Here is a 15,003-nt window from a genome sequence, read left to right as displayed (position 1 = left end):
GGGCGGGGGTCTCGGTCGCGGGCTCCTGGACGGTCGCGCGGCGGTTCAGGGCGCGCAGCAGCAGAGGGCGCACCAGCTCGCCGACCAGGAGGAAGAGGACGACGTAGAGGAGGAGGGCGAGCCAGAGGAAGCCGGGCCAGGCGAGGATCTGCTGGAGGACGAACGGGGTGCCGGCGCGGCCCGCGGAGAGGGCGGCGAAGGAGAGGAGGGGGAGCACCACGATGGCGGCGGTCCCCGTGCGGCGGGCGGCTCCGCCGCGTACCGTCACATCACGGACCAGCCGCCGCCAGACGTAGTAGTGGACCCCCGCCAGCAGGGCCAGGACGACAACGAGCACCAGGACGACGACCAGCACGGCCCCGTACCCCCCTTATCCGCTGTGACCGCGCGAGGCTCTTACCCCGCGCAACCCGATGGCCCCCACGACCGTCCCCAGAACAAAGGACGCGATGGCGAGCAGTAGGTGCACCCAGAAGTAGGGTGTCGGATCGCCCGCGTCGTCGAACGCCAGGCCGCTGCCGTCGTTCCACAGATTCTTGACGAAAGTGATCCAGATGAACCAGCTCCACACCCCGAACGCGAGCAGGAACCAGGAGGCGCGGCGGCTGAGCTTCATGGGTTCAGTATCGCCCGCGGTGGAGGACGGCCTCGGGCGGGGTGCGATACCCCGGATGGCCCGAATAGGCGTCGTGGTGGCGGTGACGGCGGGGGTGCTGCTGTCGGCGGGCCCGGCGGTGGCCGCGCCGGGACCGGACGCGGAGGACAAGCAGCCCAAGCCGCCGGCCGGGATGTCACGGGTGGGCGGGGTGAAGCTGGGGCGGCCCGGCATCCAGGTGAACCTGACGCCGGGGGTGCCGGCGCTGCCCAAGCAGGTCACCGGGCGGTCCTGGGTCGTCGCGGACGCGGAGAGCGGGCAGATCCTGGCCGCGAACAACGCGCACTGGCGGCTCGCGCCCGCCTCGACGATGAAGATGCTGTTCGCCGACACCCTGCTGCCGAGGTTCCCCCGGACCCAGTCGTACCAGGTCAAGCCGGGTGCGCTGGCGAATCTGGGGGCGGGCTCCAGCCTGGTGGGCATCAAGGAGAAGCAGTCGTACACCGTCCACGACCTGTGGCTGGGGGTCTTCCTGCGGTCGGGGAACGACGCGGTGCACGTGCTGTCGCAGATGAACGGCGGCATCGCGAAGACGGTGAAGGAGATGAACGCGCGGGCGGACGAGCTCCAGGCGCTGGACACCCATGTCGTCTCGCCGGACGGCTACGACGAGCCGGGCCAGGTCTCCTCCGCGTACGACCTCACCCTGATCGCCCGCAGCGGGTTGCAGAAGGCCGACTTCCGGGAGTACGCGGCCACCCCGCGCGCCAACTTCCCCGGCGAGGCGAAGAAGGGCAAGAAGCGCGAGGCGTTCGAGATCCAGAACACCAACAAGCTGCTGACCGGCGACTTCGACATGCCCGCCTACCAGGGCATCGCCGGCGTGAAGAACGGCAGCACCACGCACGCCGGGCAGACCTTCACCGGGGTGGCCGAGCGCAACGGGCGGGTGCTGCTGGTGACGGTGATGAACCCGCTGGTGAAGGAGAGCCACGCGGTCTACCGGGAGGCCGGGCGGCTGCTGGACTGGGGCTTCACGGCGGCCGGGAAGGTCAAGCCGGTCGGCGAGCTGGTCGCGCCGAAGTCGGCCGAGCCCGGCGGCGGCGAGAGCGGCGGGAACACGGTGACCGGCGGGATCGGCGAGGTGGAGGGCAACGGCGGCACCGGGCAGATCGCCGGGACGACCGGCGAAGGGGAGCGCGCGAGGGCCGCCGGCGGGTCGGGCGCGGGCGGGGCGGGCACGGCGCTCGCGGTGGCCGGCGGGGCGCTGGCGCTGCTAGTGGGCGGGGTGCTCCTGGTCAACCGGCGGTGGCCGCTGCCGGACCTGGTCCGGCGTCGCCGCCCGCCGCAGGGGTAGCGCCGGGGTCCTCGGCGCCGTCGGCGGCGGGCAGCTCGTCCTTGGAGCCGGTGCCCGTCCAGGCCGCGCAGAACAGCAGCAGCTTGGCGGTGAGGTTGATCCACAGCAGCAGTGCGACCGGCACGCCGAACGCCCCGTACATCGACTTGCTCGCCACCCCGCTCATATAGCCGCCGAGCAGCAGCTTCAGCGCCTCGAAGCCGACCGCGCCGAGCAGCGCGGCGACGACCAGGCGGCGGCGCCGGGGATGGACTCCGGGGAGGAGGGTGAGCAGGTAGAGCAGCAGGAGGAAGTCGGCGAGGACGGCGAGGGCGAGCGCGCCGGTCTGGAGGAGGACCGCGCCGACGCCGGTGGCGGGGATGCCGAGGCGCTCGGCGGTCCAGCCGACGGCGGTGGAGCCGAAGCCGGAGACGGCGAAGGACACCAGGCCGGTCGCGCCGAGGCCGACCAGCACCACCGCGTCCTTGGCCTTGCGGACGAACGGGTTGCCCAGGTCGGCGTCGTCGCAGGCCCACACCGCGCGCAGGCAGTCCCGCATGGAGCCGACCCAGCCGATGCCGGTGAACAGCAGCAGCGCGCCGGCCACCAGGCCGACCGTGCCCGCGTTGGCGATCAGCGAGTTCAGGTCGAGCTGCTCGGAGATGCCCGGCACCTGCGCGCTCAGTTCGCCCTCCAGGGTGCGCACCTGGGCGTCGCTGAGGAGCGCCGCGCCCACCGCGGCGGCCACGGTGATCAGCGGGAAGAGCGCCAGGAAGCTGAGGAAGGTGACGGCGGCGGCCAGCCTCGTCCAGTGCGCGCGCTCCAGGGTCTCGTAGGAGCGCCAGGCGTGGGTGAGCATCAGCCGGGCGACCCGCGGGCCGATGACGGGGAGCTTGGTCAGCCAGTCCATGCGGGTGCCCCTACCCGGTGTCCGGCCGCCCGACCGGACCGGCTCACAGTCCGGTCACCGCCATCGCGTAGACCGCGAGCCAGGCCAGGCCGATGACGGCGAGCGGGCGGTCGCGCAGCACCACGTCCTCCGGCGCGCCGGCCGCGCCCCGGTCGGCGAAGACCGCGTACCGCAGCACCCCGAGCAGGAACGCGGCCATGGAGAGCTGCCGCCAGGGCAGCAGCGTCCCGGCGGACGCGGCGCCGCCGCCCTCCAGCGCCCACAGGCAGTAGCCGAGCACCGCGCCGCCGGCCGCCAACTGCCAGACGAACCGCAGGTAGCCGGCGGTGTACTCGGTGAGCAGCGCGCGGGTGCGGCCGTCGCGGCCGGCGGGCTGCACGGCCTCGGAGTACCGCTTGGCGGCCACCATGAACAGCGCGCCGAAGCCGGTGGTGATCAGGAACCAGCGGGAGAGCGGGATGGCGAGCGCCACGCCGCCGACCATGGCCCGCATCAGGAAGCCGGTGGCGACCACGGCCAGGTCGACCACCAGCACGTGCTTCAGGCGCAGGCAGTAGGCGAGCTGCATGAGCAGGTACGCGGTGATCAGGGTGGCCGTCATGGGGTTGCAGGCCAGGGCCGCGCCGCTGACGGCGGCGGTCGCGAGGAGCGCCCCGGCGGCGTAGGCGAGCGGCACGGGCACCTCGCCGGCGGCGACGGGCCGCCGGCGCTTGCCGGGGTGGGCCCGGTCGGCCTCGGCGTCCCGGGCGTCGTTGACCAGGTAGACCGCGGCCGAGGCGGCGGTGAAGAGCACGAAGACGGCGGCGAGCTGGAGCAGGGTGCGCGGGTCGGCGAGCCGGCCGGCGGCGGCCGGGGCGGCGACGACCAGGAGGTTCTTCACCCACTGCCGGGGGCGCGCGGTGCGCAGCAGCCCGTACGCGGTGCGCAGGGGGTAGGGGGCGGGGCGCGCGGGCGCGGTCAGCGTGGTCGGCTCACCCATCCGGCCGCACTCCGCCGCGCACCGCCCGGGCCACGGCCGCGCCGAGCAGCGCCCCGGCGGCCACGTCGGTCGGGTAGTGGACGCCGGCCACCAGCCGGGCCAGGCACACCCCGGCCGCCAGCGGGCGGGCCAGTCTCCCGGCGGCCGGGCTGACCGCCGCGAAGGCGGCCGCCGCGGCGGCCGAGGAGGCCGCGTGCGAGCTGGGGAAGGAGTGCCGGCCGACGGGCGGCCGGGGGCCGCCGCCTGCCGGGCGGGGGCGGCGCACGGCCTGCTTGACGGCGGAGCTGGTCAGGTGGGCGGCGCAGACGGCGGCGGTGGCCCGCAGCCACGCCTGCCGACGGGCCGGGTCGAGGGCGGCGGCGGCCGTCCCGGCGGCCAGCCACAGGGCCGCGTGCTCCCCGGCCAGCGAGAGCCCCCGGGCGGCCCGCCCCGCAGCCGGCCACCGCGCCCCGGCCCGCCGGAAGCCGGCCAGCAGCCACTGGTCCGCGCCGAGCAGCGCGTGCCGCCCGGGCGGTCGCGGCGCCGGTGCGGGATGCCGGGCGGCCGTCCGGGCGCCACCGTGCCGTGGCGCGGCGAGTGCGCGGGAGGGTCCGCCGTCCGGGCCCGGGGGCGGGCAGGTGGCGCAGGGGTGGCCGTCTTCGGGGCGGGAGCCCTGCTTCGCGTACCGCATCCTCCGTCACCCCTTCGCGGCCGTACCGGTCGGACGCCCGGGATCGGGCGCGCGCAGGGGTGACTCTGGCGGGCCGGGCGGCCGGGACGGGCGGCAATCTCGTACGACACTCGTTTCATCACCCGTTTCGGTCAGTCGGGCTACGCCGGCCGGGCCCGCCGCGGGGAGCCGGGGCGCGAGGCGGCGACACGGCGCCCCGGCCGCCCGGATACCGCCCATATGCGGGGATACCGTCACTCCCATGCCTGAGGTCCCCGCTGCCGCCGCCGCTGCCGTCCCCGCTTCCCCGGAGCCGTTCGAGGTCCGGCCGGTGACGGGCTGGGGGCGGACCGCGCCGACGGTGGCGCGGGTGCTGCGCCCGCGCAGCTACCAGGAGGCGGCGGCCGCGGTGCTGGGCTGCGGGGCGCGCGGCGGCATCGCGCGGGGGCTGGGGCGGGCGTACGGCGACGCGGCGCAGAACGCCGGCGGGGATGTGCTGGACATGACGGGGCTGGCCCGGATCCGCTCGATCGACGCCGAGGCCGGGATCGTGGTCTGCGACGCGGGGGTGAGCCTGCACACGCTGATGGAGGTGCTGCTGCCGCTCGGCTGGTTCGTGCCGGTGACCCCCGGGACCCGGTATGTGACGGTCGGCGGGGCGATCGGCGCGGACGTGCACGGCAAGAACCACCATGTGTCGGGGTCCTTCGGACGGCATGTGCGCGCCTTCGACCTGCTGACGGCGGACGGGTCGGTGCGGACCGTGCTGCCGGGCACGGACCTGTTCGACGCCACCACGGGCGGGATGGGGCTGACCGGGGTGGTGCTGGCCGCCGAGATCCAGTTGGTCCCGGTGGAGAGCGCCTGGATGTCGGTGGACACCGAGCGCGCCGCCGACCTGGACGACCTGCTGGCCCGGCTGACCGCCAACGACGACGGCTACCGCTACTCGGTGGCCTGGATCGACCTGCTGGCGCGCGGCGCGGCGACCGGCCGGGCGGTGCTGACCCGCGGCGACCACGCCCGGGTCGGGGAGCTGCCGCGCCGGGCCCGCAGCGAGCCGCTGGCCTTCCGCCCCGGCCGGTTCCCGGCGGCCCCGGCGTTCCTGCCGGAAGGGCTGCTGACCCGCACCACGGTGGGGGTCTTCAACGAGGTCTGGTACCGCCGCGCGCCCCGGCACCGCACCGGTGAGCTCCAGCGGCTGCCGGCGTTCTTCCACCCGCTGGACGGCGTCCCGCACTGGAACCGGGTCTACGGGCGCGGCGGCTTCGTGCAGTACCAGTTCGTCGTCGGGCACGGCCGGGAGGAGACCCTGCGCCGGGTGGTGCGGCGGATCGCCCGGCGCGGCTGCCCGTCGTTCCTGGCGGTGCTCAAGCGGTTCGGCGCGGGCGACCCGGGCTGGCTGTCGTTCCCCATGCCGGGCTGGACCCTGGCGCTGGACGTCCCGGCCGGCCTGAGCGGGCTCGGGGCCTTCCTCGACGAGCTGGACGAGGAGGTCGCGGACGCCGGCGGCCGGGTCTACCTGGCCAAGGACTCCCGGCTGCGGCCGGACGCGCTGGCCGCGATGTACCCGAGGCTGGCGGACTTCCGGGCGCTGCGGGCCGGGCTCGATCCGCGCGGGGTGTTCACCTCCGACCTGGCCCGCCGCCTCTCCCTCTGACGATCTCAGGAGACCTTGATGAAGGACGCGTTCGGGGCGCCGCAGTCGGTGCTGGTGCTCGGCGGCACGTCGGAGATCGGGCTGGCGGTCGCCCGCCGGCTGATCGCCCGCCGGGCCCGCCGGGTGTGGCTGGCCGGCCGCCCGTCGACCGGCCTGGAGGCGGCGGCCGCCGCTCTGTCCCGTACCGGCGCCGAGGTGTCCACCGTCGCCTTCGACGCGCTGGAGACCGACCGCCACGAGGAGGTGCTGGGCAAGGTGTTCGCCGAGGGGGACGTCGACCTGGTGCTGCTGGCCTTCGGGGTGCTCGGCGACCAGGCGCACGACGAGGGCGACCCGCCGGCCGCGGTCAGGGTCGCCCAGACCAACTACACCGGCGCGGTGTCGGCCGGGCTGGTGTGCGCGGCCGGCCTGGAGGCGCAGGGGCACGGCTCGCTGGTGGTGCTCTCCTCGGTGGCCGGGGAGCGGGCCCGCCGGGCCAACTTCATCTACGGCTCCAGCAAGGCCGGTCTGGACGCCTTCGCGCAGGGCCTGGGCGACGCGATGTACGGGACGGGGGTGCATGTGATGGTGGTGCGGCCCGGCTTCGTGCGCGGCCGGATGACGGCGGGGATGGCCCCGGCGCCGCTGGCCACCACCCCGGAGGCGGTGGCCGCGGCGGTCGAGCTGGGGCTGCGGCGGCGCAGCGAGACGGTGTGGGCGCCGGGAGCGCTGCGGCCGGTGATGGCGGCCGTACGCCATCTGCCGCGGCCGCTGTTCCGGCGGCTGCCGCGGTAGGGGCGGGCTTCCGCGGCGCGGCTCAGCGGCGGAAGGCGGCCGGTTCGTCGACCGGGGAGCCCTGGGCGGGCACGGCGGGCACGCCCAGGCCCGCGCCGCCGAAGGCGAAGTCGGAGAGCTTGCGCCAGACCTGGTCGGCGCCCTGCTGGTAGAGCGCGAAGGACTCGACCGTCCAGGCCGCCTCGAAGCCGGCCAGCTCCTCGTACGCCCGGTCCATGGCCTCCTCGGAGATGCCGTGGGCGACCGTGACGTGCGGGTGGTACGGGAAGTGCAGCTCGCGGTGGAGCGGCCCGGCAGCCTCCCGCACCCGGCGCTGGAGCCAGGAGCAGGCCGCCGCGCCCTCGACCACCTGGACGAAGACGACCGGGGACAGCGGGCGGAAGGTGCCGGTGCCGCTGAGCCGCATGGGGAACGCCTGACCGGACGCGGCCACCCGGGCGAGGTGCGCCCGGACGGCGGGCAGCAGCTCGGGGTCCACCTCGGTGGGCGGCAGCAGGGTGACGTGGGTGGGGATGGCCTGCGCGGCGGGGTCACCGAAGCCCGCGCGCCGCTGCTGGAGCAGGCTGCCGTAGGGCTCCGGGACCGCGAGCGAAACGCCGAGCGTTACGGTCCCCACGTCTGTCTCCTCACCTGTCGGAACACCTGTCGGACGGACTGGTCGCCCGGGCCGGTCGCCCGGGCTGTGCGCGCCGGCCGTGCCGCCGGCTCGTCGTCAGTGTGGCGGGTGCGCCCGCCGCTGACCAGAGCCGCCCGCCCGGACGGGCGGCTCCCCGGGGCCTCGCGGCTCAGTGCTTGGCGGGCAGGAAGCCCACCTTGGCGTAGGTCTGCGCCAGTGTCTCGGCGGCGACCGCCCGCGCCTTCTCCGCGCCCTTGGCCAGGATCGAGTCCAGCGTCTCGGGGTCGTCCAGGTATTCCTGGGTGCGGTCCTTGAAGGGCGTGGCGAAGTCCACCATCACCTCGGCGAGGTCGGTCTTCAGCGCCCCGTACATCTTGCCCTCGTAGGACTTCTCCAGGTCGGCCACGGAGGTCCCGGTGAGCACGGACATGATCGTGAGCAGGTTGCTGACGCCGGGCTTGGCCTCGGGGTCGTAGCGGATCACCGTCTCGGTGTCGGTGACGGCGCTCTTGACCTTCTTGGCCGTGGCCTTGGGGTCGTCGAGCAGGTTGACCAGGCCCTTGGGGGTGGAGGCCGACTTGCTCATCTTGACCGCCGGGTCCTGGAGGTCGAGGATCTTCGCCGTCTCCTTGAGGATGTACGGCGCGGGCACGGTGAAGGTGTGCCCGAAGCGGCCGTTGAACCGCTCGGCGAGGTCGCGGGTCAGCTCGACGTGCTGGCGCTGGTCGCCGCCGACCGGCACCTGGTCGGCCTGGTAGAGCAGGATGTCGGCGACCTGGAGGACCGGGTAGGTGAACAGGCCGACGGTGGTGCTGTCGGAGCCCTGCTTGGCGGACTTGTCCTTGAACTGGGTCATCCGGCCGGCCTCGCCGAAGCCGGTGAGGCAGTTCATCACCCAGGCGAGCTGGGCGTGCTCGGGCACGTGGCTCTGCACGAAGAGGGTGCAGCGCTCCGGGTCGAGGCCGGCCGCCAGGAGCTGGGCGACGGCCAGGCGGGTGTTGGAGCGCAGCGCCGCCGGGTCTTGCGGGATCGTGATCGCGTGCAGGTCCACGACCATGTAGAACGCGTCGTGGGTGTCCTGGAGCGCGACCCACTGGCGGACCGCGCCGAGGTAGTTGCCGAGGTGGAACGAGCCGGCGGTGGGCTGGATTCCGGAGAGCACACGAGGACGATCAGAGGCCATGCCCCACATTGTCTCAGGTGCCGCCGACAGCTCGGGAACGGTGCCCCGGTCAAGGACTCCCGGGGCGCCGTTCCCGGCCGTGTCGGGCGTCAGACCGGGAGGCCGGGGGCCGGGTGGGCGGCCGTCAGCTCGGCGACCTCGGCGCGGACGGCGGCCAGGGCGGCCTCGTCGCCGGTGCGGGCGGCGGTGACCGAGCGGTCGATCCAGCCGGCGACCGCGTCCATGTGCTCCGTACGAAGGCCCCGGGAGGTCAGGGACGGGGTGCCGACGCGGATGCCGGAGGGGTCGAAGGGCTTGCGCGGGTCGAACGGCACGGTGTTGTGGTTGACCACGATGCCGGCCCGGTCCAGCGCCTTGGCTGCGGTCTTGCCGGGGACGTCCCGGGAGGTGAGGTCGACCAGCACCAGGTGGTTGTCGGTGCCGCCGGAGACCAGGTCGAAGCCGCGCGCGAGCAGCCCGTCGGCGAGCGCCCGGGCGTTGGCGACGACCTGGTGCGCGTACTCCCGGAAGGAGGGGGCGGCCGCCTCGTGCAGGGCGACCGCGATGGCGGCGGTGGTCTGGTTGTGCGGGCCGCCCTGGAGGCCGGGGAAGACCGCCTTGTCGATGGCCTTGGCGTGCTGCTCGCGGCACATCAGCATCGCGCCGCGCGGGCCGCGCAGGGTCTTGTGGGTGGTGGTGGACACCACGTCCGCGTACGGCGCCGGGGACGGGTGGGCGCCGCCCGCGACCAGCCCGGCGATGTGCGCGATGTCGGCGACCAGGACCGCGCCGGCCTCCTCGGCGATCTGCGCGAACGCGGCGAAGTCGATGGTGCGGGGCAGCGCGGTGCCGCCGCAGAACAGCACCTTGGGCCGCTCCTTGAGGGCCAGTTCGCGCACCTGGTCGTAGTCGATCAGCCCGGTGTCCCGGCGCACCCCGTACTGCACGCCGCGGAACCAGCTCCCGGTGGCCGAGACGCCCCACCCGTGGGTGAGGTGGCCGCCCATCGGCAGCGCCATGCCCATCACCGTGTCGCCGGGCCGGGCGAAGGCGAGGTAGACGGCGAGGTTGGCCGGGGAGCCGGAGTAGGGCTGGACGTTGGCGTGGTCCACGCCGAACAGCGCCCGGGCCCGGTCGGCGGCCAGTCGCTCGACCTGGTCGACGACCTGCTGGCCCTCGTAGTAGCGGCGGCCGGGGTAGCCCTCGCTGTACTTGTTCTGCAACACCGTGCCGGAGGCTTCCAGCACGGCGGCGGAGACGTAGTTCTCGCTGGGGATCAGCCGCAGCGTCTCGGCCTGGAGCCGCTCCTCCGCGCCGACCAGCGCGGCCAGCTCGGGATCGGCGGCGGCCAGGGCCGGGTGGTGCGTGGGTGCGAGGGCGGGGATGGTCATGGCGTCCTCCAGGGGGCCGGCAGCACGGTCGAGCCGGGGTGCCCAGGCGGGCGGCACCCGTACGGTCTGCCGCGCGCGGCTCCCCCGGGGTCGCTTCCCCGTACGCCAGTCGCCGCGCGTGCCCTCACCCTAGCCGCCGCAAGGCCGTGCGGTAGGAAGGGCCCATGAGCCGAGACGACGTCCCCGCCGCCTCCGCCGGACCGGGTGTGCCGCCGGGGCTGCCGCTCGTGGACGAGCACCGGGTGCGGATCGCGGCCGGGGCGGACCGGGTGTGGGCGGCGCTCGGCGGGTGGCTCGGGGAGCGGGCGGGGCCGGGCGCGGCCGCGTACGCCAGGCTGGTGCGCGCCGAGCCGGCCGCGGCGTCCGGGGCGCCGCTCGCCGAGGGGGCGACGCTGCCCGGCTTCCGGGTGGCGCGAGCCGTCCCGGGCGAGCGGGCGGTGCTGACCGGCCGCCACTGCTTCTCCCGGTACGCGGCGGTGCCGGTGCTGACCGGGGACGGCGAGGGCGGCACGGTGCTGGCGGTGCGGACGTACGCGCGCTTCCCCGGGCCGCTGGGGGCCGTCTACCGGGCCCTGGTGTTCGGCTCCGGCGGGCACGCGGTGGCGGTGCGGCGCATGCTGGACTCGGTCCGCCGGCGCGCGGAGGGCTGAGCGGGGCCCGCCCCCGGCGGTGGGCGGGAGGGGCTTCGGGCTTCTCCTCTCCGCACGGGAGGTTTCCCGGCGAGCGCGGCGAGCGACGATAGGAAGGGGCGGCACCCCCGCCCCGGGCCGCAAGAGGACGGAGACCCCGTGTCGAGCGCATACGACGAGCCGAGCACCGAGACCGACACCGAGCCCACGACCGCTCCCGCCGGGGCGGCGACGCGGGAGGCGATCGCCGCCGCCGAGGCGCATGGCGCGCACAACTACCACCCGCTCCCGGTCGTCGTCTCCTCGGCGGACGGCGCCTGGATGACGGACGTCGAGGGGCGGCGCTATCTGGACATGCTGGCCGGCTACTCGGCGCTCAACTTCGGGCACGGCAACCGCCGGCTGGTCGACGCCGCCAAGGCGCAGCTCGACCGGGTGACGCTGACCTCGCGGGCGTTCCACCACGACCGGTACGCGGAGTTCTGCGCGAAGCTGGCGGAGTTCTGCGGCATGGAGACGGTGCTGCCGATGAACACCGGGGCGGAGGCGGTGGAGACGGCCGTCAAGACCGCCCGCAAGTGGGGCTACCGGGTCAAGGGCGTGCCGGACGGCAAGGCGCGGATCGTCGTCGCGGACGGCAACTTCCACGGCCGGACCACCACCGTCGTCAGCTTCTCCACCGACCCGGAGGCGCGCGAGCACCACGGGCCGTACACGCCCGGTTTCGACGTCGTGCCGTACGGGGACCTGGCGGCGCTGGAGGCGGCGGTCACCGACGAGACGGTGGCGGTGCTGCTGGAGCCGATCCAGGGCGAGGCGGGCGTGCTGGTGCCGCCGCCCGGCTATCTGGCGGCGGTGCGGGAGCTGACCCGGCGGCGCGGGGTGCTGTTCGTCGCGGACGAGATCCAGTCCGGTCTGGGCCGCACCGGGCGGAGCTTCGCCTGCGAGCACGAGGGCGTCCAGCCGGACGTGTACCTGCTGGGCAAGGCGCTGGGCGGCGGCGTGGTGCCGGTCTCGGCGGTGGTGTCGAGCGCGGAGGTGCTGGGCGTGCACCGGCCCGGCGAGCACGGCTCGACCTTCGGCGGCAACCCGCTGGCCTGCGCGGTGGCGCTGGAGGTGCTGGCGATGCTGCGGACCGGGGAGTACCAGGAGCGGGCCGCCGAGCTGGGCGAGCACCTGCACCAGGAGCTGGGGCTGATGGTGGCCGACGGCACGGTGGCGGCGGTGCGCGGCCGGGGCCTGTGGGCCGGGGTGGACGTGGCGCCGGAGCTGGGCACCGGCCGGCAGGTGTCGGAGCGGATGATGGAGCGCGGGGTGCTGGTGAAGGACACCCACGGCTCGACCATCCGGATCGCGCCCCCGCTGGTCATCGCCAAGGAGGACCTGGACTGGGGCCTGGAGCAGTTGCGCCGGGTGCTGTCGGACGCCGCCGGGAGCCGCTGAACCGCCGCCGCCGGCCTCGTGCGCGGGTGTCCGCGCGTACGGGGCCGGCGGTCGTCCGGGGCGCGGCCGTCAGAGGATGACGTGCGGCAGGAAGCGGGCGTACTCGTCGGTGACCAGGCCGGCGGACTCGCGGATGCCGAGCCCGGCGGCCTCGTCCTCGATCACCCAGGCGCCCAGCACCGTGCGGTTGCCGTCAAAGTCGGGCAGCTCGGCCAGCTCCTGGTAGCAGCAGGGCTCGTCGGAGGCGGGCGGCGGGTCGCCGGGGCGGTGCACGGTGACCCCGGCGCCCTCCCGGCCCAGCAGCGGCTTGGCCACATAGCCGGGACCGCCGGGGGCGGCCAGCTCGCGGGGACCGTCCAGATAGGCGGGCAGCAGGTTGGGGTGGCCCGGGTACAGCTCCCAGAGGATCGCCAGCAGCGCCTTGTTGGACAGCAGCATCTTCCAGGCGGGCTCGATCCAGCAGGTGGAGCCGGTGCCGCCGCCGTTGTCCAGGGTGTCCAGCACATGCGGGCCGAACCGGTCGGTGGCCAGCCACTCCCACGGGTAGAGCTTGAAGCAGCTTCGGATGAAGCGCAGCTTCTCGTCGACGAACCGCCCGGTGATCCGGTCGTAGCCGATCCGCTCCACCGACAGCGCCTCGGTCTCGATCCCCGCCTGTTCGGCGGTCTCGCGGAGGTAGGCGACCGTCATCAGGTCCTCGCCCAGCTCGTCGCCGTCGCTGTGCGCGAAGTGCAGCGGCCCGGGCGGCAGCAGCTTCTTCTGCCGGCGCCACGCCTCGACCAGCCTCTCGTGCAGCGAGTTCCACTGGTCGGCGCCGGGGAAGCGCTCCTCCATCCAGAACCACTGCGGGCTGGCCGCCTCCACCAGGGAGGTGGGGGTGTCCGCGTTGTACTCCAGCATCCTGGCCGGGCCCGCGCCGTCGTACCGCAGGTCGAACCGCCCGTAGAGGGAGGGGAGTTCGGTGCGGCGGTGCCAGGACTCGGCGACCAACCCGGCGAGTCGGGGGTCGGTGATGCCGAGGTCGGCGAACCTGTTCCGCTCGACGATGTGCGCGGCGGCGGCCAGGCACATGGCGTGCAGCTCCTCGACGACCTCCTCCAGCGCCTCGACCTCGGGCAGCGAGAAGACGTAGTAGGCGCTCTCGTCCCAGTAGGGGCGCAGCGAGCCGTCGGGGTAGCGGGTGAGCGGGTAGACGCAGCCCTGCTCCTCGACGGTCTCCTGCCAGCCGGGGCGCGGCTCGATGGTGTGGCGCTGCATGGTTCGGTCCCGGTCCGTTCCGCGCGCTCAGCCGCCGCCGGAGCCGGAGCAGCCGAAGCCGCCGCGGTCCACGGCCGCCTTGTCGAAGCTGCCGCCGGAGACCTTGCCCTTGCTGCTGGAGCCGCCGTAGTAGTAGGCGCCCCGGCCGCTGGAGTCGTCGCACTCCTCGCGGGACAGCTCCCTGCTGGTCTGCCGGTCGGCGCACCGCTTGTCCGGTTCGGAGCCGCAGGAGGTGAGGGCGACCGCGAGGACGCCCATGCTGCCCAGTACCACCGTGCTCGACCTCAGCCTGCGCATCTGCGTCCGTCCCTCCCCCGTGGCGTCCCGTCGAACGCCCGCTCCCGATCCGCACACCCTAGAGGGCGGTGCGCCGGGCCGGTAAGCCGGTGTGGGCGCCGGCTCCCGCCCCACCCGGCCCGTGTGCTCGCCCGCGCCCCGTTCACACCCGGCCGTGCGCACGCCCGCGCCCGCCCGCGGCCCGCGCGGCGACGGGTCTCACGGGACCGCGCGGACCAGGGCGGCCAGGGCGCCGTGCCAGGCGCTGTCGGAGGGGGTGCCGTAGCCGACGACCAGGCCGTCCGGGCCGTGCGGCACCTCGGGATGGCGGAAGTAGCTGAGGCCCTGGACGGCGAGGCCGTGGTGGGCGGCGGCCTGGACGACGGACGCCTCGGTGCCGGGCGGCAGCGTCAGCACCGCGTGCAGTCCGGCCGCGATGCCGGTGACCCGCACCTGCGGGGCCTCGGCGGCGAGGGCGGCGACCAACTGGTCGCGGCGGCGGCGGTAGTGCAGCCGGCGGGCGCGCACATGCCGGTCGTACGCGCCGGAGGTGAGGAACTCGGCGAGGGTGAGCTGGTCGGGGGCGCCGCACATCCAGTCCGCCTCGCCCTTGGCGGCCGTCACCTCGGCGACCAGCTCGCGGGGCAGCGCCATCCAGCCCAGCCGCAGTCCGGGGGCGAGGGACTTGCTGGCGGTGCCGAGGTAGACGACCCGCTCGGGGTCGAGGCTCTGGAGGGCGCCGACCGGCTGGCGGTCGTAGCGGAACTCGCCGTCGTAGTCGTCCTCCAGGATCAGCCCGCCGCCCGCCCGGGCCCAGTCCACGGCGGCCGCCCGGCGGTCGGCCGGCAGCGCGCCGCCGAGCGGGAACTGGTGGGCGGCGGTCATCAGCACCGCGCCCTGCCGGCCCAGCGCCTCGGTGCGGGTGCCGTGCTCGTCGTACGGGAGGGCGGGCAGCCTCAGTCCGGCGTCGGTGAGCAGCCTCCAGTGCACGTCCAGGCCGTAGGAGTCCACGGCCACCTCCCGGACCCGGCGGTCGCGCAGCACCCGGGCCATCAGCCGCAGTCCGTGCACGAAGCCGGAGACGACCACGATCCGGTCGGGGTGGGCGCGCACCCCGCGGGCGCGGGCCAGGTAGTCGGCGAGCGCGGCGCGCAGCTCGATCCGGCCCTGGGGGTCGCTGTAGCCGAACGCCTCGTCGGGGGCGGCGGTGAGCGCCTTGCGGGCCGCCTTGAGCCATGCGGCGCGGGGGAAGGAGGCGAGGTCGGGGGTGCCGGGGTGCAGGTCGTGCCGGGCCTTGCGGACGGGGGCGGCGGTGCGGCGCGGCGG

Annotated in this window: 15 protein-coding genes, 1 pseudogene and 1 riboswitch; of the genes and pseudogenes, 5 read left to right on the top strand and 11 right to left on the bottom strand. The window is 75.2% G+C overall.

Annotation, left to right across the window (positions count from 1 at the left end; genetic code table 11):
* A pseudogene (locus C6N75_RS13920) lies at window positions 1-355 on the bottom strand (metallophosphoesterase); the annotation flags it as partial.
* A 15-nt stretch (window positions 356-370) separates the two neighbouring features.
* Window positions 371-616 (bottom strand): SCO4848 family membrane protein, encoded by a 246-nt coding sequence (locus C6N75_RS13915; protein ID WP_105869205.1) that lies wholly within the window; start codon window positions 614-616, stop codon window positions 371-373.
* 55 nt (window positions 617-671) lie between these two features.
* On the opposite strand from C6N75_RS13915, the gene C6N75_RS13910 reads away from it, so the two are divergent.
* Entirely contained in the window at window positions 672-1,952 is a 1,281-nt protein-coding gene (locus C6N75_RS13910) for a D-alanyl-D-alanine carboxypeptidase family protein (RefSeq protein ID WP_258177400.1), read from the top strand.
* On the opposite strand, the gene C6N75_RS13905 is transcribed toward C6N75_RS13910, so the two are convergent.
* The 3 genes from C6N75_RS13905 to C6N75_RS13895 are packed head-to-tail and all read right to left on the bottom strand — an operon-like array spanning window position 1,894 to window position 4,490.
* Window positions 1,894-2,841, bottom strand: coding sequence for a YihY/virulence factor BrkB family protein (locus C6N75_RS13905; RefSeq protein ID WP_105869203.1), 948 nt, complete (start codon window positions 2,839-2,841; stop codon window positions 1,894-1,896). The two genes, C6N75_RS13910 and C6N75_RS13905, sit on opposite strands and share 59 nt — an antisense overlap.
* Before the next feature lie 43 nt (window positions 2,842-2,884).
* Window positions 2,885-3,820 carry a decaprenyl-phosphate phosphoribosyltransferase gene (locus tag C6N75_RS13900; RefSeq protein ID WP_105869202.1) on the bottom strand — a complete coding sequence of 312 codons (936 nt, stop codon included), beginning with the start codon at window positions 3,818-3,820 and terminating at the stop codon, window positions 2,885-2,887.
* Complete coding sequence (locus tag C6N75_RS13895) at window positions 3,813-4,490, bottom strand: phosphatase PAP2 family protein (protein WP_105869201.1); 678 nt, start codon at window positions 4,488-4,490, stop codon at window positions 3,813-3,815. Before C6N75_RS13895 ends, C6N75_RS13900 begins: the two co-directional genes overlap by 8 nt.
* Window positions 4,491-4,731: 241 nt before the next feature.
* Here C6N75_RS13895 and C6N75_RS13890 point away from each other — a divergent pair, with 241 nt between their 5' ends.
* On the top strand, window positions 4,732-6,129 hold the full coding sequence (locus C6N75_RS13890; protein WP_105869200.1) for an FAD-binding oxidoreductase: 1,398 nt from the start codon (window positions 4,732-4,734) through the stop codon (window positions 6,127-6,129).
* An 18-nt stretch (window positions 6,130-6,147) separates the two neighbouring features.
* On the top strand, window positions 6,148-6,903 hold the full coding sequence (locus C6N75_RS13885; RefSeq protein WP_105869199.1) for a decaprenylphospho-beta-D-erythro-pentofuranosid-2-ulose 2-reductase: 756 nt from the start codon (window positions 6,148-6,150) through the stop codon (window positions 6,901-6,903).
* Window positions 6,904-6,925: 22 nt separating this feature from the next.
* On the opposite strand, the gene C6N75_RS13880 is transcribed toward C6N75_RS13885, so the two are convergent.
* The 3 genes from C6N75_RS13880 to C6N75_RS13870 all read right to left on the bottom strand — a co-directional run bounded on the left by C6N75_RS13880 (window position 6,926) and on the right by C6N75_RS13870 (window position 10,072).
* Window positions 6,926-7,519 carry a 2'-5' RNA ligase family protein gene (locus C6N75_RS13880; protein WP_105869198.1) on the bottom strand — a complete coding sequence of 198 codons (594 nt, stop codon included), beginning with the start codon at window positions 7,517-7,519 and terminating at the stop codon, window positions 6,926-6,928.
* A gap of 169 nt (window positions 7,520-7,688) precedes the next feature.
* Window positions 7,689-8,702: a tryptophan--tRNA ligase gene (gene trpS, locus C6N75_RS13875; protein ID WP_105869197.1), complete on the bottom strand. Its 1,014-nt coding sequence runs from the start codon at window positions 8,700-8,702 to the stop codon at window positions 7,689-7,691.
* A gap of 89 nt (window positions 8,703-8,791) precedes the next feature.
* Window positions 8,792-10,072: a serine hydroxymethyltransferase gene (locus tag C6N75_RS13870; RefSeq protein ID WP_105869196.1), complete on the bottom strand. Its 1,281-nt coding sequence runs from the start codon at window positions 10,070-10,072 to the stop codon at window positions 8,792-8,794.
* A gap of 33 nt (window positions 10,073-10,105) precedes the next feature.
* Window positions 10,106-10,195, bottom strand: a riboswitch (ZMP/ZTP riboswitch).
* 41 nt (window positions 10,196-10,236) lie between these two features.
* Here C6N75_RS13870 and C6N75_RS13865 point away from each other — a divergent pair.
* Window positions 10,237-10,722: a hypothetical protein gene (locus C6N75_RS13865; RefSeq protein ID WP_105869195.1), complete on the top strand. Its 486-nt coding sequence runs from the start codon at window positions 10,237-10,239 to the stop codon at window positions 10,720-10,722.
* A 222-nt stretch (window positions 10,723-10,944) separates the two neighbouring features.
* On the top strand, window positions 10,945-12,144 hold the full coding sequence (gene rocD, locus C6N75_RS13860) for an ornithine--oxo-acid transaminase (RefSeq protein ID WP_258177401.1): 1,200 nt from the start codon (window positions 10,945-10,947) through the stop codon (window positions 12,142-12,144).
* A 69-nt stretch (window positions 12,145-12,213) separates the two neighbouring features.
* Here the strand turns inward: rocD and C6N75_RS13855 are convergent, their stop codons facing one another.
* From C6N75_RS13855 to C6N75_RS13845, 3 genes are all read right to left on the bottom strand, one after another.
* Window positions 12,214-13,401, bottom strand: a complete 1,188-nt coding sequence (locus C6N75_RS13855) for a glutathionylspermidine synthase family protein (RefSeq protein WP_105869193.1) — start codon at window positions 13,399-13,401, stop codon at window positions 12,214-12,216.
* Between the two features lie 27 nt (window positions 13,402-13,428).
* Entirely contained in the window at window positions 13,429-13,698 is a 270-nt protein-coding gene (locus C6N75_RS13850) for a hypothetical protein (protein ID WP_105869192.1), read from the bottom strand.
* Window positions 13,699-13,896: 198 nt separating this feature from the next.
* The coding region (locus C6N75_RS13845; RefSeq protein ID WP_105869191.1) for an aminotransferase-like domain-containing protein at window positions 13,897-15,003 on the bottom strand (1,107 nt) is incomplete at its 5' end.

This window comes from Streptomyces solincola (genome assembly GCF_002982015.1).
In the GTDB taxonomy this organism is placed as follows: domain Bacteria; phylum Actinomycetota; class Actinomycetes; order Streptomycetales; family Streptomycetaceae; genus Streptomyces; species Streptomyces solincola.
Note: the sequence above shows the minus strand (reverse complement) of the source record. Positions and strands in the feature narration are given on the sequence as shown.